The organism is Enterobacter cloacae complex sp. HYC033_NIDB, assembly GCF_056673335.1.
Window position 1 is genome coordinate 4,160,775 of record NZ_CP115123.1, and the last position, 20,418, is coordinate 4,181,192.

The window sequence follows — 20,418 nt, forward strand, 5'->3', positions numbered from 1 at the left end:
TAGAAGCAGAAAAGGGAATAAGGGGTGCGGGAGAAATTGCCGGGTGGCGCTAACGCTTACCCGGCCTGCGAATGGAGAGCGATTTACAGCGCCAGCAGGCGCTCAACGGACGGCGCAAAGTAGTAGCCGCCGGTCACCGGACGGGTGAAGCGCAGCATGGCGTCACGCTTGCCGTCGGTATCGCCAAACATGCTCAGCAGCTGCTGTTCGATGTTGTAGAGGCGCGCACAGTAAGCGCAGAAGTACAGGCCGTGCGTACCGCTCGCGGTGCCGTACGGCAGGCTCTGGCGAACAATCTTCAGCCCCTTACCGTCTTCTTTAAGGTCAACGCGGGTCAGGTGGGACGTGACCGGACGCGCATCGCCGTCAATCTCTTCATTGGCGTCTTTGGTGCGGCCAATCATCATCTCCTGGTCATGCACGCTCATGCGGTTAAGCTGCCTGAGGTTATGCTCCCAGCGCTGGACGAACACGTAGCTGCCGCCCGCGTCCACGCCATCCTTGATTACAGCCACCTCGCGACGCGTCTCTTCCCCGGCCGGGTTTTCGGTGCCGTCGACGAAGCCGCTCAAATCGCGCTCTTCCACCCAGCGGAAACCGTGGATCTCTTCCTGCACGTCGATGCTGTCACCAAAGGCCTCAATCGCTGCCTGAGCGACGGAGAAATTCACGTCATGGCGCAGGGAGAGGATATGGATCAGGACGTCATACTGGGTGGCGGGCGCAAGACCTTTGCCATAAGGAATAAAGTCTTTCAGCTCTTCTGCGCCTTCGCCGCCGCTCAGCTGACGCCAGACGGTATTGCCAAAGGCAACCACCGCGCCCAGATGGGCTTCGGGGAATTTGGCCTGAAAGGTGGCCAGTTTATCAACGAAAATTTTGCTGGCCGCGCGCAGGGCATCCACGTCCCCTTTGACGTTGGCTTCAATCCAAATCGCCGCGCGGCAATGTTCTGGCAAAATGCCACTCTGAACCTGAGACATCGCTCCTCCTGAAAAAAAGATGCCACGACAGCGTGGCATTGATGGCGGCTATTATACCTGGATTTCAGCGAGGCGGCTTGCTCAGGCGCAAATTACTGCTTCCAGATAATTTTGCTCACTTTCCACTTTTTCAGGGTGTCGTCAGACGGCATTAACCCTTCCGGACCGTTCCAGGCGCCGCTGAATACATAGCTAATGTGCTGGCTGCCGTCGGCCTTACACTCGACCGCCACGCTGTCATCCGACGGCACGCTGGCGCAGTGGCCAAACGCTTTCTGGTAGAGCTCGCCAAACGGCGTACCTACCTTCACGCCACCTGAGGTCGGAATCTCTTCATCCATCACCGCAATGCGGTTGACCGTACCTTTATCGCCGTTGATGACCATCGCCACCTTGTCGTCTTTCAACGCTTCGAAATAGCGCACGATGTTGCCGTTCTCGGTTTTCATGCCGCTGCGCAGGCGATAATCACTGCCGATGGCCTCCTGAATGGCATCCTGATCCAGCGCCGTCGAGGCGGTGATTTTGCCCACGCCCTGCTCGGTCACTTCCGTTGAGGAGCCAAACCAGTTCCACGGATAGGCCGCAGACCAGTTGATGGATGAGAGCGTGGAACAGCCGGTTAACGCCAGCGGGAGAGCGCATAAAAGTAAACGCAGCGATTTCATTGAGACGTCCTTACGTAATAAATCAACGCTTGTTGGAGTGCAGTATCGGCAAAAAGTGCCGTTTTAATCTGACTCTTGCGTAAAACAGGCGCGTAAACGGGGGTTCGTGACCAGCCACAGCAGCGCGACAATATCCGCCACCACCAGCGCAATCCCGATACCGGAAAGCGGCTCGCCGTACAGCCAGAGCACGGGCTGCCAGACCAGGAGCACAACCTGCGCCAGAATCAACAGCCAGCGAAGTGCGCGCCAGATGCGCGGGAGGAACTGCCGCCGACCGCTGCACAGGAACGCCAGCACCGCCGGTACACCGGGCAGTAACCCCAGCCAGAACGCATCGTGATCGGGATAAAAGAGATTCAGTAGCGTATCGCCCTGCCCGCGTGACGCGCCAGCCATCACGAACAGCACCCAGGTGCGGGCCTGCAACAGCAGAACGCACCAGAATAAAAAAGGCAGACGCAGACGACCGTGAACATCATAGTCGCCAGGGTGGAACTCAGTACTCTTCATCTTCGATCAGGCGCTTACCCAGCGTCAGTACATCCGCGTGCTCGTAGCCCAGACGTTCATACATGCCCAGCACCACGTCGTTATCTTCCCGCACCATAATCTGGATTTTCGGGCAGCCACGGGCGATCAGTTTCTTTTCCAGACGGTTAAGCAGCGCGTTGGCGATGCCGCGCGCGCGATATTCCGGGTGCACGCCCAGATAGTAGGCCGACCCGCGGTGGCCGTCGTACCCGCCCATTACCGTCCCGACCACCTCGCCGTTGACCTCAGCGACCAGAAACAGACTGACGTCGTGGTTCACCTTCCGTTCGATGTCCATTTCCGGATCGTTCCACGGACGCAGCAGATCGCAGCGCTCCCAAAGGGTGATCACCTCTTCGAAATCTTCCTGGCGAAAAACGCGTATCTCCATGGTATTAACCGCCTTTTCGGGTTTAAAAACAGTGATTATGGCGTGAACAGGGCATTTAGCCAATAACCGGGGAAAAACTCGCCAAAATTTGGCATAATGTCACTTTGTCACGTATTGAAATGAAAAGTAAAACAATTCTCAATAAGGAATGTCGTCACGCAAAACGCGATACGATATAACACCAGGACCCCAATTTTTACAATTCAGGCCGCATGAGCACATTCAAACCATTAAAAGCACTCACATCGCGTCGTCAGGTTCTCAAAGCGGGGCTGGCGGCCTTAACGTTAACAGGCATCGCAAAGCAGGCTCAGGCAAAAGAAGAGAGCTCGCTTAAAACCAGTAACGGACACAGCAAGCCGAAAACCAAAAAAGCCGGCGCAAAGCGTCTGGTCATGCTCGATCCGGGCCACGGCGGGATCGACACCGGCGCCATTGGCCGAAACGGGTCGAAAGAAAAACACGTCGTGCTGGAAATTGCAAAAAATGTGCGCGCAATTTTACGCAGCAACGGCATTGACGCCCGCCTGACGCGCACGGGCGACACGTTTATCCCGCTGTACGATCGCGTGGAAATTGCCCATAAGCATGGCGCCGACCTGTTTATGTCCATTCACGCGGATGGCTTCACAAACCCTTCCGCCGCAGGCGCCTCGGTGTTCGCCCTCTCCAACCGTGGCGCCAGTAGCGCCATGGCGAAATACCTCTCCGATCGCGAAAACCGGGCGGATGAGGTGGCCGGGAAAAAAGCCACCGACAAAGACCATCTGTTGCAGCAGGTTCTGTTTGATCTGGTACAGACCGATACCATCAAAAACAGCCTGACGCTCGGCTCGCATATCCTTAAACGGATTAAGCCCGTGCACCGTCTGCACAGTAAAAGCACCGAGCAGGCCGCGTTTGTGGTGCTGAAGTCCCCGTCCATTCCGTCCGTGCTGGTTGAAACCTCGTTCATTACCAACCCGGAAGAGGAGCGTTTACTCGGCACCACGGCGTTTCGTCAGAAGATCGCGAACGCCATTGCCTCCGGGGTTATCAGTTATTTCAACTGGTTCGATAATCAAAAAGCACACTCCAGGAAACGTTGATGAAACCGAATGCACAGCTGGTCAAAACGTTCCTGATGCAGCTACAGGACGCGATTTGCCAGAAACTGGCCGCCGCAGACGGCGGTGAATTCCAGGAAGACGCCTGGCAGCGCGAAGCGGGCGGCGGCGGGCGCAGCCGCGTGCTGCGTAACGGCGGTATTTTTGAACAGGCCGGGGTTAACTTCTCCCACGTTCACGGTGATGCAATGCCAGCGTCCGCCACGGCGCATCGGCCTGAACTGGCGGGCCGCAGCTTCGAGGCGATGGGCGTCTCGCTGGTGGTGCATCCGCATAACCCGTTTGTGCCAACCAGCCACGCCAACGTGCGCTTTTTCATCGCGGAAAAACCGGGAGCCGATCCCGTCTGGTGGTTTGGCGGCGGTTTCGACTTAACGCCTTACTATGGCTTCGAAGAGGACGCCGTGCACTGGCACACCACCGCGCGCGACCTCTGCCTGCCGTTTGGCGAAGACGTTTACCCGAAATACAAAAAGTGGTGCGATGATTATTTCTATCTGAAGCATCGCGACGAGCAGCGCGGCATCGGCGGGCTGTTCTTTGACGATCTCAACACCCCGGATTTTGATACCGCATTCAGCTTTATGCGCGCGGTGGGTGAAGGCTTTACCGACGCCTATCTGCCAATTGTCGAACGCCGCAAAAACACCGACTATGGCGTTCGCGAGCGTGAGTTCCAGCTGTACCGCCGCGGGCGCTACGTGGAGTTTAACCTGGTATGGGATCGCGGGACGCTGTTTGGCCTGCAAACCGGTGGGCGCACGGAGTCCATTCTGATGTCGATGCCGCCGCTGGTGCGCTGGGAATACAGCTTTGAACCCAAAGAAGGCAGCCCGGAGGCTGCCTTGCGTGATTTTATTCGGGTTCGGGACTGGGTGTAACCCCCTCACCCCTGCCCTCTCCCAAAGGGAGAGGGAGTATAAATTCCCTCTCCCTTTGGGAGAGGGTTAGGGTGAGGGTAAAAATTACAGCGGCTGCGTCTGTGCCTCAACCACCGCTAGCGCCACCATGTTGACGATACGACGCACGGAGGCAATCGGCGTTAATACATGTACCGGTTTTGACACCCCCATCAGCACTGGCCCTACGGTCACCCCTTCAGAACTCGACACGCGCAGCAGGTTATAGCTGATACGCGCCGCTTCTACGTTCGGCATAATCAGCACGTTCGCGGAGCCTTTCAGCGGGCTGTCCGGCATACGTTCATTACGAATGCTCTCCACCAGCGCGGCGTCGCCGTGCATCTCGCCGTCGATCATCAGTTCCGGCGCACGCTCGCGCACCAGGTCCAGCGTCTGGCGCATTTTGCACGCCGCCGCGGATTTGGATGACCCGAAGTTAGAATGCGACAGCAGCGCCACTTTCGGCTCGATACCAAAGCGGCGCACGGTTTCCGCCGCCATCACGGTGATTTCCGCCAGTTCGTCCGGGGAAGGATCGTCGTTGACGTAGGTATCGGCGATAAAGGTGTTACCGCTTGGCAGCAGCAGCGCGTTCATTGCGCCGGCAGTATGGACACCCTCGCGATAGCCGAAGATCTCCTGCACCACGCTGAAATGCTCATGGTACTCGCCGATGGTGCCGCAGATCAGCGCATCCGCCTCACCGCGGTGAACCATGATCGCACCGATCACCGTGGTGTTGCTGATCACCGCCCGCTGCGCCTGCTCCTGGGTGATCCCGCGACGCTTCATGATCGAATAGTATTCGTTCCAGTACTCTTTGAAGCGCGGATCGGATTCGTTATTGACGATCTCAAAGTCGACGCCCGGCTTAATTTGCAGGCCCAGCTTCTGGATACGCATCTCGATCACGCTCGGACGACCAATCAGGATCGGTTTCGCCAGCCCTAAGGTGATCAGCTCCTGCGTGGCGTGCAGCACGCGCGCCTCTTCCCCTTCCGCCAGCACCACGCGCTTCGCGTCAGCGCGCGCCTGGGAGAAGATCGGCTTCATAAACAGGTTGGTTTTGTAGACGAACTCGGTGAGTTTATCGACGTAGGCATCGAAATCTTCAATCGGCCGCGTCGCCACGCCAGAGTCCATCGCCGCTTTGGCCACCGCTGGCGCGATCTTCACGATCAGACGCGGGTCAAATGGTTTAGGGATAATGTAGTCCGGGCCGAAGCTCAGATCCTGATCGCCGTAGGCGGAGGCCACCACTTCGCTCTGCTCGGCGTGCGCCAGCTCTGCGATAGCATGAACGGCGGCGAGCTTCATCTCTTCGTTGATTGCCGTAGCGCCGACGTCCAGCGCACCGCGGAAGATGAACGGGAAGCAGAGCACGTTGTTCACCTGGTTCGGGTAGTCCGAACGTCCGGTACAGATGATCGCGTCTTCACGCACTGCCTTCGCCAGCGGCGGCAGAATTTCCGGCTCCGGGTTCGCCAGGGCCAGGATCATTGGCGCGCGCGCCATCTTCTGCACCATCTCCTGGGTCAGTACTTTCGGGCCTGAACAGCCGAGGAAAATGTCGGCACCTTCAATGACATCTTCTAGCGTGCGCTTGCCGTCGTCTTCCACCGCATAGGCCGCCTTGGTTTCCGCCATGTTTGGCTCGCGGTCTTTGTAAATCACGCCTTTGGAGTCGCAGACCACGATGTTGTGTTTCTGCATGCCCAGCGCCACCAGCAGGTTCATACAGGCGATGGCCGCGGCGCCAGCGCCGGAGACCACCATGCGCACGTCGGAGAGGTTTTTCTCCACCACACGCAGACCGTTCAGAATGGCGGCGGTACTGATAATCGCCGTGCCGTGCTGGTCGTCATGGAACACGGGAATGTTCATACGCTCGCGCAGCTTCTGCTCGATATAGAAACATTCCGGCGCTTTGATGTCTTCCAGGTTGATGCCGCCGAAGGTCGGCTCCAGCGCCGCCACCACGTTGATGAATTTATCCGGGTCCAGTTCGTCCACTTCGATATCAAAGACGTCGATACCGGCAAATTTCTTAAACAGAACGCCCTTCCCTTCCATCACCGGCTTACCGGCCAGCGCGCCAATGTTCCCTAACCCCAGTACCGCCGTACCGTTAGAGATAACGGCCACCAGGTTGCCACGGGCGGTGTATTTGTACGCTGCCAGCGGATCTTTTTCGATTTCAAGGCACGGGGCAGCTACGCCTGGCGAGTAGGCCAGCGCCAGATCGCGCTGGGTCGCGAGCGGTTTGGTCGGGGATACCTGGATTTTACCCGGAACAGGAAACTCGTGAAAATCGAGAGCGCTTTGTTTTAACTGATCATCCATCTTGTTATTCCTTTCACGTTTCGGTCAAAAAGGGTGATGTTGACGTTCCTATGCACACCCTGGTGTGCCGCATAGTATCGCCGCAGGCAGGCTCCTAAACTTTGAAGGCTGCCAAACTCTCACCATTGCAGAATAAAAATTGTTATCAATTTATAACAGCCATGTTACCCGTCTCAGACAGCAATGCCTCCCCCGTCTGCTATGCTTTTTTGTTAAGTCCATCATGATTTTCTCAGAAGTGTGACCTGACGCACTCGACTAACTCTTTTATTTCCAAGGAGTAATTATGAACCAGCTAGACGGCATCAAACAATTTACCACCGTGGTTGCAGACAGCGGCGACATCGAATCGATTCGTCACTACCAGCCGGAAGACGCGACCACCAACCCCTCGCTGCTGCTCAAGGCGGCCGGTCTTGCGCACTTTAGTCATCTGATTGATGACGCCCTTGCCTACGGCAAACAGCGCGGGAAAACGCAGGAGCAGCAGGTCGCCGAGGCCAGTGACAAGCTGGCGGTCAATATCGGTGCGGAAATTCTTAAAAGCATACCGGGACGCGTCTCCACCGAAGTGGATGCCCGCCTCTCATTCGACCAGGAAAAGAGCATTAGCAAGGCTCGCCGCCTGGTGGAACTCTATCAGGAGCAGGGGATCGATAAATCACGCATCCTGATCAAGCTTGCCTCCACCTGGGAAGGCATCCGCGCGGCGGAAGTGCTGGAGAAAGAGGGGATCAACTGTAACCTGACGCTGCTGTTCTCCTTCGCCCAGGCGCGTGCCTGCGCCGAAGCGGGCGTGTTCCTGATTTCACCGTTTGTCGGACGTATCTACGACTGGTATCAGGCGAAACAGCCGATGGATCCGTATGTGGTGGACGAAGATCCCGGCGTGAAATCGGTGCGTAATATCTACGATTATTACAAGCAGCACCGCTACGAGACCATCGTGATGGGGGCCAGCTTCCGCCGCACCGAGCAGATCCTCGCGCTCGCGGGCTGCGACCGGCTGACCATCTCCCCTGACCTGCTGAAAAAGCTTCAGGAGAGTGAAGAGACGGTGATCCGCAAGCTGGTGCCAACCTCCACCGTTCTGCCAAAACCAAAACCCATGACCGAAGCGGAATTCCGCTGGGAGCACAATCAGGATCCAATGGCCGTGGAAAAACTGGCGGACGGCATCCGTCAGTTCGCCGTCGACCAGCGCAAACTCGAAGATCTTCTCGCCGCCAAACTTTAACCTTGCCACGGAGTGAACTATGTCCCGTAAAGAGCTCGCCAACGCCATTCGCGCCCTCAGCATGGATGCCGTACAAAAAGCCAATTCCGGCCACCCTGGCGCCCCCATGGGTATGGCTGATATCGCCGAAGTGCTGTGGAACGACTTCCTGAAGCACAACCCTACCGATCCGACCTGGTACGACCGCGACCGTTTTATTCTTTCCAACGGGCACGCCTCGATGCTGCTCTACAGCCTGCTGCACCTTTCCGGCTACGATCTGCCGCTTGAGGAATTAAAAAACTTCCGCCAGCTGCACTCCAAAACGCCGGGCCACCCGGAGATCGGCTATACGCCGGGCGTTGAAACCACTACCGGCCCGCTGGGCCAGGGGCTGGCGAATGCGGTTGGCCTGGCGATTGCCGAACGTACGCTGGCCGCGCAGTTCAACCAGCCCGACCACGAGATTGTCGATCACTATACCTATGTCTTTATGGGCGACGGCTGTCTGATGGAGGGGATCTCTCACGAGGTCTGTTCTCTGGCGGGCACCCTGGGGCTGGGCAAGCTGATTGGCTTCTACGATCACAACGGTATCTCCATTGACGGGGAAACCGAGGGCTGGTTTACCGACGATACGGCGAAACGCTTTGAAGCCTATCACTGGCACGTGGTGCACGAGATCGACGGTCACGATCCAGAGGCGGTGAAAAAAGCGATTCAGGAAGCGCAGAGCGTGAAGGACAAACCGTCCCTGATCATCTGCCGCACCACCATCGGCTTCGGCTCGCCGAACAAAGCGGGCAAAGAGGAGGCGCACGGCGCGGCGCTGGGTGAAGAGGAAGTGGCGCTGACCCGCCAGAAACTGGGCTGGAAACACCCGGCCTTTGAGATCCCAAAAGAGATCTACAAGGCCTGGGATGCTCGCGAAACAGGTGAAAAAGCGCAGCAGGCCTGGAACGAGAAGTTTGCCGCCTACAAAAAAGCGTATCCGGAGCTGGCGGCTGAGTTTACCCGCCGCATGAGCGGCGGCCTGCCGGAAGACTGGGAAGAGAAAACCCAGGCGCTGATTGAAAACCTGCAATCCAACCCGGCGAAAATTGCCACCCGTAAGGCATCACAAAACACCCTTAACGCGATTGGCCCAATCCTGCCCGAACTGCTGGGCGGCTCGGCGGATCTGGCGCCAAGTAACCTTACCATCTGGTCCGGCTCTAAATCCCTGAAGGAGGACATTGCCGGGAACTACATCCACTACGGCGTGCGCGAGTTTGGGATGACCGCCATTGCCAACGGCATCGCCCACCATGGCGGCTTCGTGCCGTACACCGCCACCTTCCTGATGTTTGTCGAATATGCCCGTAACGCGGCGCGTATGGCGGCCCTGATGAAGGCGCGGCAAATCATGGTGTACACCCACGACTCTATCGGGCTGGGTGAAGATGGGCCGACGCACCAGGCGGTAGAGCAGCTGGCGAGCCTGCGCTTAACGCCAAACTTCAGCACCTGGCGTCCTTGCGATCAGGTGGAAGCGGCAGTGGGCTGGAAGCTGGCCGTAGAGCGTCATAACGGACCCACGGCGCTGATCCTGTCGCGCCAGAACCTGGCGCAGATCGAGCGCACGCCGGAGCAGGTGAAAAATATCGCCCGCGGCGGGTACATCCTGAAAGACCGCGGCGGCAAGCCAGACGTGATCCTGATCGCCACCGGTTCCGAGGTGGAAATCACGGTAAAAGCGGCGGAGAAACTGACCGCCGAGGGTCACGCGGTGCGCGTGGTTTCACTCCCTTCAACGGATATCTTTGATGCTCAGGATGAGGCGTACCGCGAATCGGTGCTGCCTTCAAACGTCGCGGCGCGCGTGGCGGTTGAAGCTGGCATTGCCGACTACTGGTACAAATACGTGGGCCTGAAAGGGGCAATTGTCGGGATGCATGGTTACGGTGAATCCGCCCCGGCCGACAAGCTGTTCCCATATTTCGGCTTTACCGTTGAGAACGTGGTGGAGAAGGCGCTAAGCGTGCTGTAGTGCTTTTGCCGGGTGACGCTGTCGTTTACCCGGCCTGCGGTTCGAGGCTTTGTAGGCCGGGTAAGGCGTAGCCGCCACCCGGCTTTTTCACACCACTCTTACCCCTGCCGCCATCACCCGCTCCGGCGTTAATAACACACTTTCTCGGGCGTCATCGGTTTCCGCGCAGAGCAACATGCATTCAGATGTTTCACCGCGCATTTTAGCCTTTGCCAGGTTACACAACACCACCACCGTTTTGCCCATCAGCTCCTCTTCCCGGTAATACGGCACCAGGCTGGTGACGGTTTGCAACGTTCTGTCTCCCACCTCTATCTGCGCAATATAGAGCTTGTCCGCATTGGCGTGACGTTTAACGTCAACAATCTTCCCCACGCGGATCTCGAGCTTTGCAAAATCATCGTATGCTACCGTTTCCACTTTTGCCTCCTTGGTAAAATTTTACTAAATACTAACATGGTAACTGGCGAGGGCAACAGGGATGTTATTTACTAAAAATTAATGCATGTCCGAACGCATCCTTTACAATAAGCTATCTCGTGGGGAATGAGGACAAACATGGCAACGCTGAAAGACATCGCGACGGAAGCTGGCGTCTCGCTGGCAACGGTATCCCGGGTTTTAAACGATGACCCGACGCTGAATGTGAAAGAAGAGACGAAACACCGCATTCTCGAGATTGCCGAGAAGCTGGAATACAAAAGCACGACCTCCCGTAAAATGCAGTCTGTCGCTGCCGGTCAGCAACATATTCTGGCGCTCTACAGCTACCAGCAGGAACTGGAGATCAACGACCCTTACTATCTTGCCATTCGCCACGGCATTGAGACGCAGTGCGAAAAACTGGGGGTCGAACTGAGTAACTGCTACGCTAATGCCACCCTGCCGGAGCTGAAAAAGCTCACCGGGGTGTTGATTGTAGGCAAACCCTCCCCTGCGCTTCGACGTGCGGCAATGTCGTTGACCGACAACGTCTGTTTTATCGACTTTCACGAGCCAGGCAGCGAGTACGATTCTGTCGATATTGACCTTTCGCGCATCAGCAAGCAGATAGTGGATTTCTTTATTGCTCAGGGAGTTAAGCGGATTGGCTTTATCGGCGGCGAAGATGAGCCAGGCAAGGCTGATATTCGGGAAGCCGCCTTCGTGGAGTACGGGCTCCTGAAAGGGGTGGTATCGGAACAGGACATCTGGCGCGGCGGTTTTTCCAGCTCGTCCGGTTATGAACTGGCAAAAATCATGCTGGCACAACAGTGCTGGCCTTCCGCCTTGTTCGTGGCCTCCGATTCCATCGCCATCGGGGTGTTACGCGCCATTCACGAAAAAGGGCTGGCGATCCCGGAAGATATTTCACTGATCAGCGTGAACGACATCCCAACCGCCCGCTTTACCTTCCCGCCTCTTTCCACCGTGCGCATTCACTCTGAAATGATGGGCAGCCAGGGCGTTAATCTGCTGCTGGAAAAGGCCCGCGATGGCCGCGCGCTACCGCTTCAGGTCTTTGTCCCGAGCGTACTGAAGCTGCGCGGCACCACCCGCTGATTTCCACCTGTTAACTCTCCCGCCGGGCACGCCCGGCTTTTTTAATTTCGTGATCGAGTTAAAGCAAATCGGTTTTACTGATTTTATTTAGTAAAATTTTTACTAAAATCTCCAGCAATGATGTTTTACCCCTACAGGGAGATCACATGAATCGCTGGGAAAATATTCAACTCACGCATGAAAACCGGCTCCCGCCACGTGCGTACTTCTTCTCTTATGACACCGTTTCCCGGGCGCGCACGTTTGCGCGTGAAGCCAGCAGCCACTTTCTGTCGCTAAGCGGAAAGTGGAACTTTCGCTTCTTCACGAACCCGCTGCTTGTCCCGGAAAACTTTACCTCAGAATACATGGCCGACTGGGGCGATATTACCGTGCCGGGCATGTGGCAGATGGAAGGTCACGGTCAGTTGCAGTACACCGACGAAGGCTTTCCTTTCCCGGTGGACGTACCATGGGTGCCGTCAGACAACCCGACCGGGGCATACCAGCGCTGGTTTACGCTTTCTGAAAGCTGGCAAGAGAAACAGACCCTTATCAAGTTTGACGGCGTCGAAACCTATTTCGAAGTCTACGTGAATGGCCGCTATATAGGCTTTAGCAAAGGCAGCCGACTGTCTGCCGAGTTTGATATCAGCGATGCGGTACACAGCGGTCAAAACCTGTTATGCGTGCGGGTTATGCAGTGGGCAGATTCCACCTACATTGAGGATCAGGACATGTGGTGGACGGCGGGGATATTCCGCGACGTCTACCTGCTGGGAAAATCACTCACGCATGTCCGCGATTTCACGGTTAAAACCACCTTCGACGAGGCATACCGGGATGCCACCCTCTTCTGTCAGCTTGAGCTGGAAAACCTTGCAGCACGCCCTGGCTGTGTTCAACTGGATTATACCCTGTACGACGGCGAGACAGTGCTGCACCAGGGAACAACCGACAACCTGACCGTCAGCGAGCGTGCGGAAACCGCCTTCAGCATTGAGGTGAGGCAACCCCGCCAGTGGTCCGCTGAATCGCCGGATCTTTATCATCTGGTCATGACTTTAAAAGATAACCATGGCCAGACGCTGGAAATCATCCCGCAGCGCATCGGGTTTCGGGATATCAAGGTGAAAGACGGCCTGTTCTACGTTAACAACCGTTATCTGAAGCTGCACGGCGTCAATCGTCATGACAACGATCATCTGAGGGGCCGCGCGGTGGGGATGGATCGCGTGGAGCGCGACCTGATCCTGATGAAGCAGCACAATATCAACTCGGTACGTACCGCCCACTACCCGAACGACCCGCGCTTTTACGAGCTTTGCGACCTGTACGGCCTGTTTGTGATGGCTGAAACGGATGTGGAATCTCACGGCTTCGCCAACGTCGGCGACCTGAGCCGCATTACGGACGATCCGGTGTGGGAGCCGGTCTACGTTGAGCGTATCGAACGCCATATTCACGCGCAGAAAAATCATCCGTCGATCATCATCTGGTCGCTCGGAAACGAGTCCGGCTACGGCTGTAACATCCGCGCGATGGCCCGTGCGGCAAAAGCGCTGGATGATACTCGCCTGCTTCACTACGAAGAAGATCGCGACGCCGAGGTGGTGGACATTATCTCCACCATGTATACCCGCGTACCGCTGATGAATCTGTTTGGCGAATACCCGCACGCCAAACCGCGCATTATCTGCGAATACGCCCATGCGATGGGCAACGGTCCCGGCGGGTTGACCGAGTATCAGAACGTGTTCGATCGCCACGACTGCATTCAGGGGCATTATGTCTGGGAGTGGTGCGACCACGGTATTCAGAAAACAGACGCCAGCGGCAATATCTGGTACACCTATGGCGGCGACTTCGGTGATTACCCCAATAATTACAACTTCTGCCTCGACGGGCTGATCTACTCCGATCAAACGCCCGGGCCAGGTTTGCGTGAGTACAAGCAGGTGATCGCCCCGGTCAAACTGCGCTGGCAAAACGGTGAGCTGCACGTTGATAACCGCTTATGGTTCACCAGCCTGGATGATTACACCCTGCTCACGGAGGTGCGTGCGGAAGGTGAAACGCTGCACAGCGAGCCACTGAACATCACCGGGTTGGCCCCCAACAGCTCCCGCAGCGTCAGCCTGCACGTGCCGGAACTGGACGAGCGCGAAGCATTCCTGACTGTACGTATTATCAAAAACAGTCCCACGCGCTACAGCGAGGTCGGGCACGAGATCGCGGTGTATCAGTTCCCGTTAAAAGGCCGCACGGCACGCCCGACACCGTTTATCAACACCAGTGCCACTCCGCTGCGTCTGGAGGAAGATCGCCTGAGCTGCACCGTGACCGGGCATAACTTCCGCGCGACCTTCTCTAAAGTATCGGGAAAACTCAGCGCCTGGCAGGTGAACGGTGAGGAATACCTTACCCGTGAGCCGAAGATTAACTTCTTCAAGCCCATGATTGATAACCATAAGCAGGAGTATGAAGGGCTGTGGCAGCCGTATCATTTCCAGATCATGCAGGAGCATCTGCGCGGTTTCGAGGTTGAGCAGCATAACGATGCGATCATCGTCACCACCCGTACCCTGATTGCCCCGCCAGTGTTTGATTTTGGCATGCGCTGTACCTATCGCTGGCGCATCGCCGCCGACGGGCAGATCAACGTTGAGCTATGCGGTGAGCGCTACGGCGAGTACCCACACATCATTCCGTGCATCGGCTTTACGCTTGGCATCAACGGCGGTTTCGATCAGGTGAGCTACTACGGGCGAGGGCCGGGTGAAAACTATCCGGACAGCCAGCAGGCCAGCACCATCGACCTGTGGCACACCACGGTTGATAAGATGTTTGAAAATTATCCGTTCCCGCAAAACAACGGCAACCGTCAGCAGGTGCGCTGGGCCTCCCTCGCGGATCGTCATGGCAGCGGCGTGCTGGTCGTACCGCAACAGCCTCTCCACTTCAGCGCCTGGCACTACACGGCTGAGAATATTCACGCCGCACAGCACTGCAACGAACTGCGCCGCTGCGATGACATCACGCTTAATCTTGACCACCAGGTGCTGGGCTTAGGCTCCAATTCCTGGGGAAGTGAGGTACTGGAGAGCTGGCGCGTCTGGTTCAGTCCGTTCCGCTACGGCTTCACATTGCTCCCGCTCAATGGCGGCCGCATCGCCTCGATGGCGCTGGCACGCCAGCAATTCGGCACCGGTTTCTTCTCCATGGATTTGCACAGCGAGGCAGACAAATGATCGTTCTTGAGAGCCTGGAACAGTTTCAACAGCATTACCGCACGGGTCGCAAATGGCAGCGCTGCTCAGAAGCCATTAACAATATCGATAATATCTCGCCCGGCGTAGCCCATTCGATTGGCGATTCGCTGGCCTACCGTGTGACCAATGATGCCAGCACCGACGCGCTGTTTGTCGGGCATCGCCGCTATTTCGAGGTGCATTACTACCTTCAGGGCGCGCAGAAAATTGAATATGCCGCCAAAGATGCGCTTCAGACAGTGGAGTGCTACCGCGATGAGACCGATCGAGAATACCTGAAAGGCGTGGGTACCACCGAACAGGTGCGCGAGGGGCAGATCGTAATTTGTGAGAACCATGAGGCGTATCGCTTTATCAGCGAGGAGCCGGTCAAAAAAGTCATTCTCAATGTGACCATCGAAGACGGTTATTTCCATAACAAATAAAAAAACGAGCGGTGCCAATGAAGCACCGCTAGCCTCTTACCCGGAGAAACGTTATGTCTGAAACCACCAAACGCAATACCATCGGCAAATTCGGCCTGCTGTCGCTGACCTTTGCCGCCGTGTTTAGTTTTAACAACGTGATCAATAATAATATCGAACTCGGGCTTGCCTCCGCGCCGATGTTCTTTTTAGCAACCCTGTTCTATTTTATCCCGTTCTGCTTAATTATCGCTGAGTTTGTCTCGTTGAATAAAAACTCAGAAGCTGGAGTTTATGCCTGGGTAAAAAGTTCACTCGGCGGGCGCTGGGCATTTATTACCGCTTATACATACTGGTTCGTGAATTTATTCTTCTTCACCTCGTTATTACCGCGCGTCATTGCCTATGCCTCTTATGCCTTTCTTGGCTATGAGTACATTCTCACACCATTTGCCACAACGGTGCTAAGTATGGTGCTGTTCGCCTTCTCAACGTGGGTCTCCACCAACGGGGCGAAGATGCTGGGGCCAATTACGTCTGTAACCTCCACGCTGATGCTGCTGCTGACGCTCTCTTACATTCTGCTGGCGGGCGCGGCGCTAATGGGTGGGGTGCAGCCCGCTGATCCGATTACCGTCGACGCGATGATCCCGCATTTTAACTGGGCATTCCTCGGCATTACCACCTGGATATTTATGGCTGCCGGGGGCGCGGAATCCGTCGCGGTGTACGTAAACGATGTGAAAGGCGGTTCGAAATCTTTCGTTAAAGTGATCATCCTGGCGGGGATCTTTATCGGCGTGCTGTACTCCATCTCCTCGGTACTGATCAACGTCTTTATCAGCAGCAAAGCGTTGAAGTTTACCGGGGGTTCGGTGCAGGTGTTCCACGGTCTGGCGGTGTGGTTTGGCCTGCCGGAAGTGTTGATGAACCGTTTCGTCGGTCTGGTTTCCTTTACCGCCATGTTCGGCTCCCTGCTGATGTGGACGGCGACGCCGGTCAAAATCTTTTTCTCGGAGATCCCGACCGGCATTTTTGGTCCGAAAACCGTGGCGCTGAACGAAAACGGCGTACCGGCGCGCGCGGCCTGGATCCAGTATTTGATTGTGATCCCACTGATGATTATCCCGTCCATGGGCTCCAGTACCGCGCAGGAGCTGATGAACACCGTCATCAATATGACCGCTGCGGCCTCCATGTTACCGCCGCTGTTTATTATGCTGGCCTACCTCAACCTGCGTCGTAAGCTCGATCACCTGCCGCGCGATTTCAGGATGGGTTCACGAACCACGGGTATAACCATAGTGTCGATGCTGATTGTTATTTTCGCCATTGGTTTTGTGGCATCCACTTTCCCTACCGGTGCCAATATTCTGACCATTATTTTCTATAACGTCGGTGGCATTGTTTTATTCCTCGGATTTGCCTGGTGGAAATACAGCAAATACGTAAACGGATTATCAAAAGAACAACAACAAATTGAAGCATCACCTGCCTCGAATATTAACTGAAATAAAAGGCATGGATTTTATCTCATTGGGATGAGTTTATGAAAATTAAACAAAAAACATTGTGGGCACTCGCTGCCCTCTCTTTCTGCTGCCCTGCTATTGCCGCAGAAGATGCCCGGCCCGCTGAACATGACGATACCAAAACACCGGCAATAACCTCCCCGTCATTTCGTTTTTATGGCGAGATGGGCGTCGGTGGGTATATGGATTTAGAAGGTCAGGATAAACATAAATACAGCGACGGCACTTATATTGAGGGCGGTCTGGAGATGAAACAGGGGAACTGGTTCGGCCTGATTTACGGCGAAGGCTGGACCGTACAGGCGGATCATCAGGGCAACGCCTGGGTGCCCGATCACAGCTGGGGCGGGTTTGAAGGTGGGATTAACCGCTTCTACGGCGGTTACAAAACCGATAACAGCACCGAGATCATGCTCAGCCTGCGCCAGGACTCGTCTCTCGATGACCTGCAATGGTGGGGCGATTTTACGCCGGATCTGGGCTATGTGATCCCCAACACCCGCGACATCTTGTACGCACTAAAGGTGCAAAACCTCTCCGGCAACCTGCGCTATAGCGTCACCGCCACGCCAGCGGGTCACCATGACGAAAGCAAGGCCTGGCTGCACTTCGGCAAATACGATCGTTATGACGACAAATATACCTATCCGGCAATGGCGAATGGCTATATTCAGTACGACATCATGAAAGATGTCACCTGGATGAACGGTCTTGAAATTACCGACGGTACAGGCCAGCTCTTTTTAACAGGCGTTTTGACACCCAACCTGGCGGCACGCGCGTGGCATCATACCGGACGGGCAGATGGACAGAACGTCTCCGGCACGGAGAGCGGATTTATGGTCAGCGCCATGGTGGAAGCCCTGAAAGGCGTTTATCTCTCCACTGCTTACAGCTACGCGAAACATCGTCCGGACGATGCGGCTGAAAAAACTACCTCGTTTATGCAGTTCGGGATCTGGTACGAGTACGGCGGCGGGCGTTTTGCCACCGCTGCCGACAGCCGCTTCTATATGAAAAATGCCTCCGGCGACCCGATCGATCAGGTCTTCCTGATGCAATACTTCTACTGGTAAAAAGGATCTACCACCATGAAATACGTCCTCACGCCGCTGGCCTGCGCGCTGGCGCTCAGTTTTTCGGCTCACGCCGCCACCGCAACTGACTTCAAAAACGTCATCAACCGTACCGGCGCGCCGCTCTTCATGCAGGATTTCGACTACGACGACCACCAGCGGTTTAATCCCTTTTTTGATATGGGTGCCTGGCATGGGCATTTGCTGCCGGACGGGCCGCAGACCCAGGGCGGATTTCCCGGCGTAGCGCTGCTCACCGAAGAGTACATCAACTTTATGGCGACGAATTTTGATCGCCTGTCCGTTTACCAGAACGGTAAAAAAGTGGATTTCACCCTTGAAGCCTACAGCCTCCCTGGCGCGTTGGTGCAGAAACTGAGCGCCAGGGATGTTCAGATCGTGATGACGCTGCGCTTTGCTTCTGCGCGTACTTCGCTGCTTGAAACCCGTATTACCAGCAAAACGCCGCTGGAGCTGGTGTGGGACGGCGAGCTGCTGGAAAAACTGGAGGCCAAAGAGGGCAAGCCGCGTTCGGATAAAACCATCGACAGCGCATATCCTGATTATCAGCGTAAAATTGTAGCCACGCGCGACGGCCTGAAGGTGACCTTCGGCAAGGTACGCTCCACCTGGGATCTGCTCACCTCCGGCAGTTCCGAATATCAGTTACACCGCTCTCTTCCTGCCGAGACCACCGTTGACGGACATCGCTTTACCAGCCGGGCACAGATTTCCGGCAGCACCACGCTGTACACTACCTACTCCCATCTGCTGAACGCCGATGACGTCGCGCGTGAACAGCCGCAGATCCGCGACATTCTGGCGCGTCCGGCCTACTTTATGGCCGCCTCGCAAGCGCGCTGGGAGAGGTATTTACAAAAAGGGTTAACCAACCCGCACGCGACACCAGAACAAACGCGCGTGGCGGTGAAAGCCATCGAGACGTTGAACGGTAACTGGCGTTCGCCAGGCGGCGCGGTGCGTTTTAACACGGTGACGCCCTCCGTAACCGGACGCTGGTTCTCCGGCAACCAGACCTGGCCGTGGGACACCTGGAAACAGGCATTTGCCATGGCGCATTTCAACCCGGAGATCGCCAAAGATAACATCCGCGCGGTCTTCTCCTGGCAGATCAAACCCGACGATCCGGTGCGCCCGCAGGATACCGGATTTGTGCCGGATTTAATCGCCTGGAACCTGAGCCCGGAACGAGGCGGCGACGGCGGTAACTGGAACGAGCGTAACACCAAGCCGAGCCTGGCGGCATGGTCGGTGATGGAGGTGTATAACACCACGCAGGATAAAGCCTGGCTTGCCGAGATGTATCCAAAACTGGTTGCCTATCACGACTGGTGGCTGCGTAACCGCGATCATAACGGCAACGGCGTGCCGGAGTACGGTGCGACGCGTGATAAGGCCCATAACACCGCTACCGGCGAGATGCTGTTCACGGTGAAAAAAGGTGATAAAGAAGAGTCGCTTTCCGGCCTGAATAACTACGCACGGATAATCGATAACGGCCAGTACGACGGCCTGGAGATCCCCGCGCAGGTGGCCGCCTCGTGGGAGTCCGGGCGCGATGATGCCGCCGTATTCGGATTTATCGATAAAGCGCAGCTGGATAAGTACGTTGAAAACGGCGGGAAACGCAGCGACTGGACGGTTAAATTTGCCGAAAACAGGAGTAAAAAAGGCGATCTGTTAGGGTATTCCTTATTACAGGAGTCCGTTGACCAGGCAAGCTATATGTACAGCGACAATCACTATCTGGCGCAGATGGCGAGCCTGCTGGGTAAAGAGCAGGAGGCCAGCCACTATCGCCAGCTGGCAGATAAGCTCGCAACCTATATCAACACCTGCATGTTCGATGCGAAAAGCGGGTTTTACTATGACCTTCGTATCGAGGATAAGCCGCTGGCGAACGGCTGTGCGGGCAAACCTATCGTCGAGCGTGGTAAAGGGCCGGAAGGCTGGTCTCCGCTGTTTAACGGTGCCGCGACGCAGGAACATGCGGATGCCGTGGTCAAGGTGATGCTGGATCCGAAGGAGTTCAATACCTGGGTACCGCTCGGCACCGCCGCGCTGACAAACCCGGCATTCGGCGCAGACATATACTGGCGCGGCCGGGTCTGGGTCGATCAGTTCTGGTTTGGACTAAAAGGCATGGAACGTTACGGCTATCGTGAGCAGGCGCAAACCCTCGCCGAAACCTTCTTTAAGCATGCGAAAGGGTTAACCTCGGACGGCCCGATTCAGGAGAACTATAACCCCCTGACCGGAGCACAGCAGGGCGCACCTAACTTCTCCTGGAGCGCGGCGCATTTGTATATGCTGTATAACGACTTTTTCCGTAAGAGCGATCGGTGATCCCCTCGTGCCCGGTGGCGGCTACGCCTTACCGGGCCTACGGTTCTAAAAAGTAGGCCGGGTAAGCGACAGCG

General features: G+C 56.2%; 16 protein-coding genes. 10 read left to right on the forward strand and 6 right to left on the reverse strand.

All coding sequences use genetic code 11. The annotated features are described in order from the left end of the window. Window positions 1-83: 83 nt before the first annotated feature. The 4 genes from O1721_RS19945 to O1721_RS19960 all read right to left on the reverse strand — a co-directional run bounded on the left by O1721_RS19945 (window position 84) and on the right by O1721_RS19960 (window position 2,576). On the reverse strand, window positions 84-983 hold the full coding sequence (locus tag O1721_RS19945; protein WP_017383480.1) for a Dyp-type peroxidase: 900 nt from the start codon (window positions 981-983) through the stop codon (window positions 84-86). Between the two features lie 92 nt (window positions 984-1,075). Continuing rightward, window positions 1,076-1,651, reverse strand: a complete 576-nt coding sequence (locus O1721_RS19950) for an RpoE-regulated lipoprotein (RefSeq protein ID WP_032102764.1) — start codon at window positions 1,649-1,651, stop codon at window positions 1,076-1,078. A 63-nt stretch (window positions 1,652-1,714) separates the two neighbouring features. Continuing rightward, complete coding sequence (locus tag O1721_RS19955; RefSeq protein ID WP_032102765.1) at window positions 1,715-2,164, reverse strand: DUF2919 domain-containing protein; 450 nt, start codon at window positions 2,162-2,164, stop codon at window positions 1,715-1,717. Beyond that, window positions 2,151-2,576 carry a GNAT family acetyltransferase gene (locus tag O1721_RS19960; protein ID WP_003861292.1) on the reverse strand — a complete coding sequence of 142 codons (426 nt, stop codon included), beginning with the start codon at window positions 2,574-2,576 and terminating at the stop codon, window positions 2,151-2,153. Before O1721_RS19960 ends, O1721_RS19955 begins: the two co-directional genes overlap by 14 nt. 212 nt (window positions 2,577-2,788) lie before the next feature. On the opposite strand from O1721_RS19960, the gene amiA reads away from it, so the two are divergent. Together amiA and hemF are read left to right on the forward strand one after the other, a co-directional pair. Next, window positions 2,789-3,664, forward strand: a complete 876-nt coding sequence (amiA, locus tag O1721_RS19965) for an N-acetylmuramoyl-L-alanine amidase AmiA (RefSeq protein ID WP_032649011.1) — start codon at window positions 2,789-2,791, stop codon at window positions 3,662-3,664. Beyond that, window positions 3,664-4,563, forward strand: coding sequence for an oxygen-dependent coproporphyrinogen oxidase (gene hemF, locus O1721_RS19970; protein WP_023295114.1), 900 nt, complete (start codon window positions 3,664-3,666; stop codon window positions 4,561-4,563). Before amiA ends, hemF begins: the two co-directional genes overlap by 1 nt. Before the next feature lie 84 nt (window positions 4,564-4,647). On the opposite strand, the gene maeB is transcribed toward hemF, so the two are convergent. Beyond that, a complete protein-coding gene (gene maeB, locus O1721_RS19975) occupies window positions 4,648-6,927 on the reverse strand; it encodes an NADP-dependent oxaloacetate-decarboxylating malate dehydrogenase (protein WP_023295115.1) in 2,280 nt (759 codons plus the stop codon). 286 nt (window positions 6,928-7,213) lie between these two features. Here maeB and tal point away from each other — a divergent pair, with 286 nt between their 5' ends. After that, entirely contained in the window at window positions 7,214-8,164 is a 951-nt protein-coding gene (tal, locus tag O1721_RS19980) for a transaldolase (protein WP_015572217.1), read from the forward strand. Between the two features lie 19 nt (window positions 8,165-8,183). Continuing rightward, entirely contained in the window at window positions 8,184-10,172 is a 1,989-nt protein-coding gene (gene tkt, locus O1721_RS19985; RefSeq protein ID WP_032649013.1) for a transketolase, read from the forward strand. Window positions 10,173-10,259: 87 nt separating this feature from the next. On the opposite strand, the gene O1721_RS19990 is transcribed toward tkt, so the two are convergent. Next, window positions 10,260-10,592 carry a tRNA-binding protein gene (locus O1721_RS19990; protein WP_017383485.1) on the reverse strand — a complete coding sequence of 111 codons (333 nt, stop codon included), beginning with the start codon at window positions 10,590-10,592 and terminating at the stop codon, window positions 10,260-10,262. Between the two features lie 138 nt (window positions 10,593-10,730). Between O1721_RS19990 and ebgR the strand changes: the two genes are divergently transcribed. The 6 genes from ebgR to ygjK all read left to right on the forward strand — a co-directional run bounded on the left by ebgR (window position 10,731) and on the right by ygjK (window position 20,344). After that, window positions 10,731-11,714, forward strand: coding sequence for a transcriptional regulator EbgR (ebgR, locus tag O1721_RS19995; protein WP_015572215.1), 984 nt, complete (start codon window positions 10,731-10,733; stop codon window positions 11,712-11,714). 146 nt (window positions 11,715-11,860) lie between these two features. Further along, on the forward strand, window positions 11,861-14,944 hold the full coding sequence (ebgA, locus tag O1721_RS20000) for a beta-galactosidase subunit alpha (RefSeq protein WP_032649016.1): 3,084 nt from the start codon (window positions 11,861-11,863) through the stop codon (window positions 14,942-14,944). Further along, a complete protein-coding gene (locus tag O1721_RS20005) occupies window positions 14,941-15,390 on the forward strand; it encodes a beta-galactosidase subunit beta (protein WP_015572213.1) in 450 nt (149 codons plus the stop codon). The genes ebgA and O1721_RS20005 overlap by 4 nt, the downstream gene beginning before the upstream one ends. 53 nt (window positions 15,391-15,443) lie before the next feature. Then, the gene (locus O1721_RS20010; protein WP_032649019.1) at window positions 15,444-16,880 is read left to right on the forward strand and encodes an amino acid permease; all 1,437 of its coding nucleotides are present in this window, start codon (window positions 15,444-15,446) and stop codon (window positions 16,878-16,880) included. 38 nt (window positions 16,881-16,918) lie between these two features. Continuing rightward, window positions 16,919-17,977, forward strand: a complete 1,059-nt coding sequence (gene ygjJ / locus O1721_RS20015; protein WP_032649021.1) for a protein YgjJ — start codon at window positions 16,919-16,921, stop codon at window positions 17,975-17,977. A gap of 15 nt (window positions 17,978-17,992) precedes the next feature. Then, window positions 17,993-20,344: an alpha-glucosidase gene (gene ygjK, locus O1721_RS20020; RefSeq protein WP_032649024.1), complete on the forward strand. Its 2,352-nt coding sequence runs from the start codon at window positions 17,993-17,995 to the stop codon at window positions 20,342-20,344. Window positions 20,345-20,418: the final 74 nt, after the last annotated feature.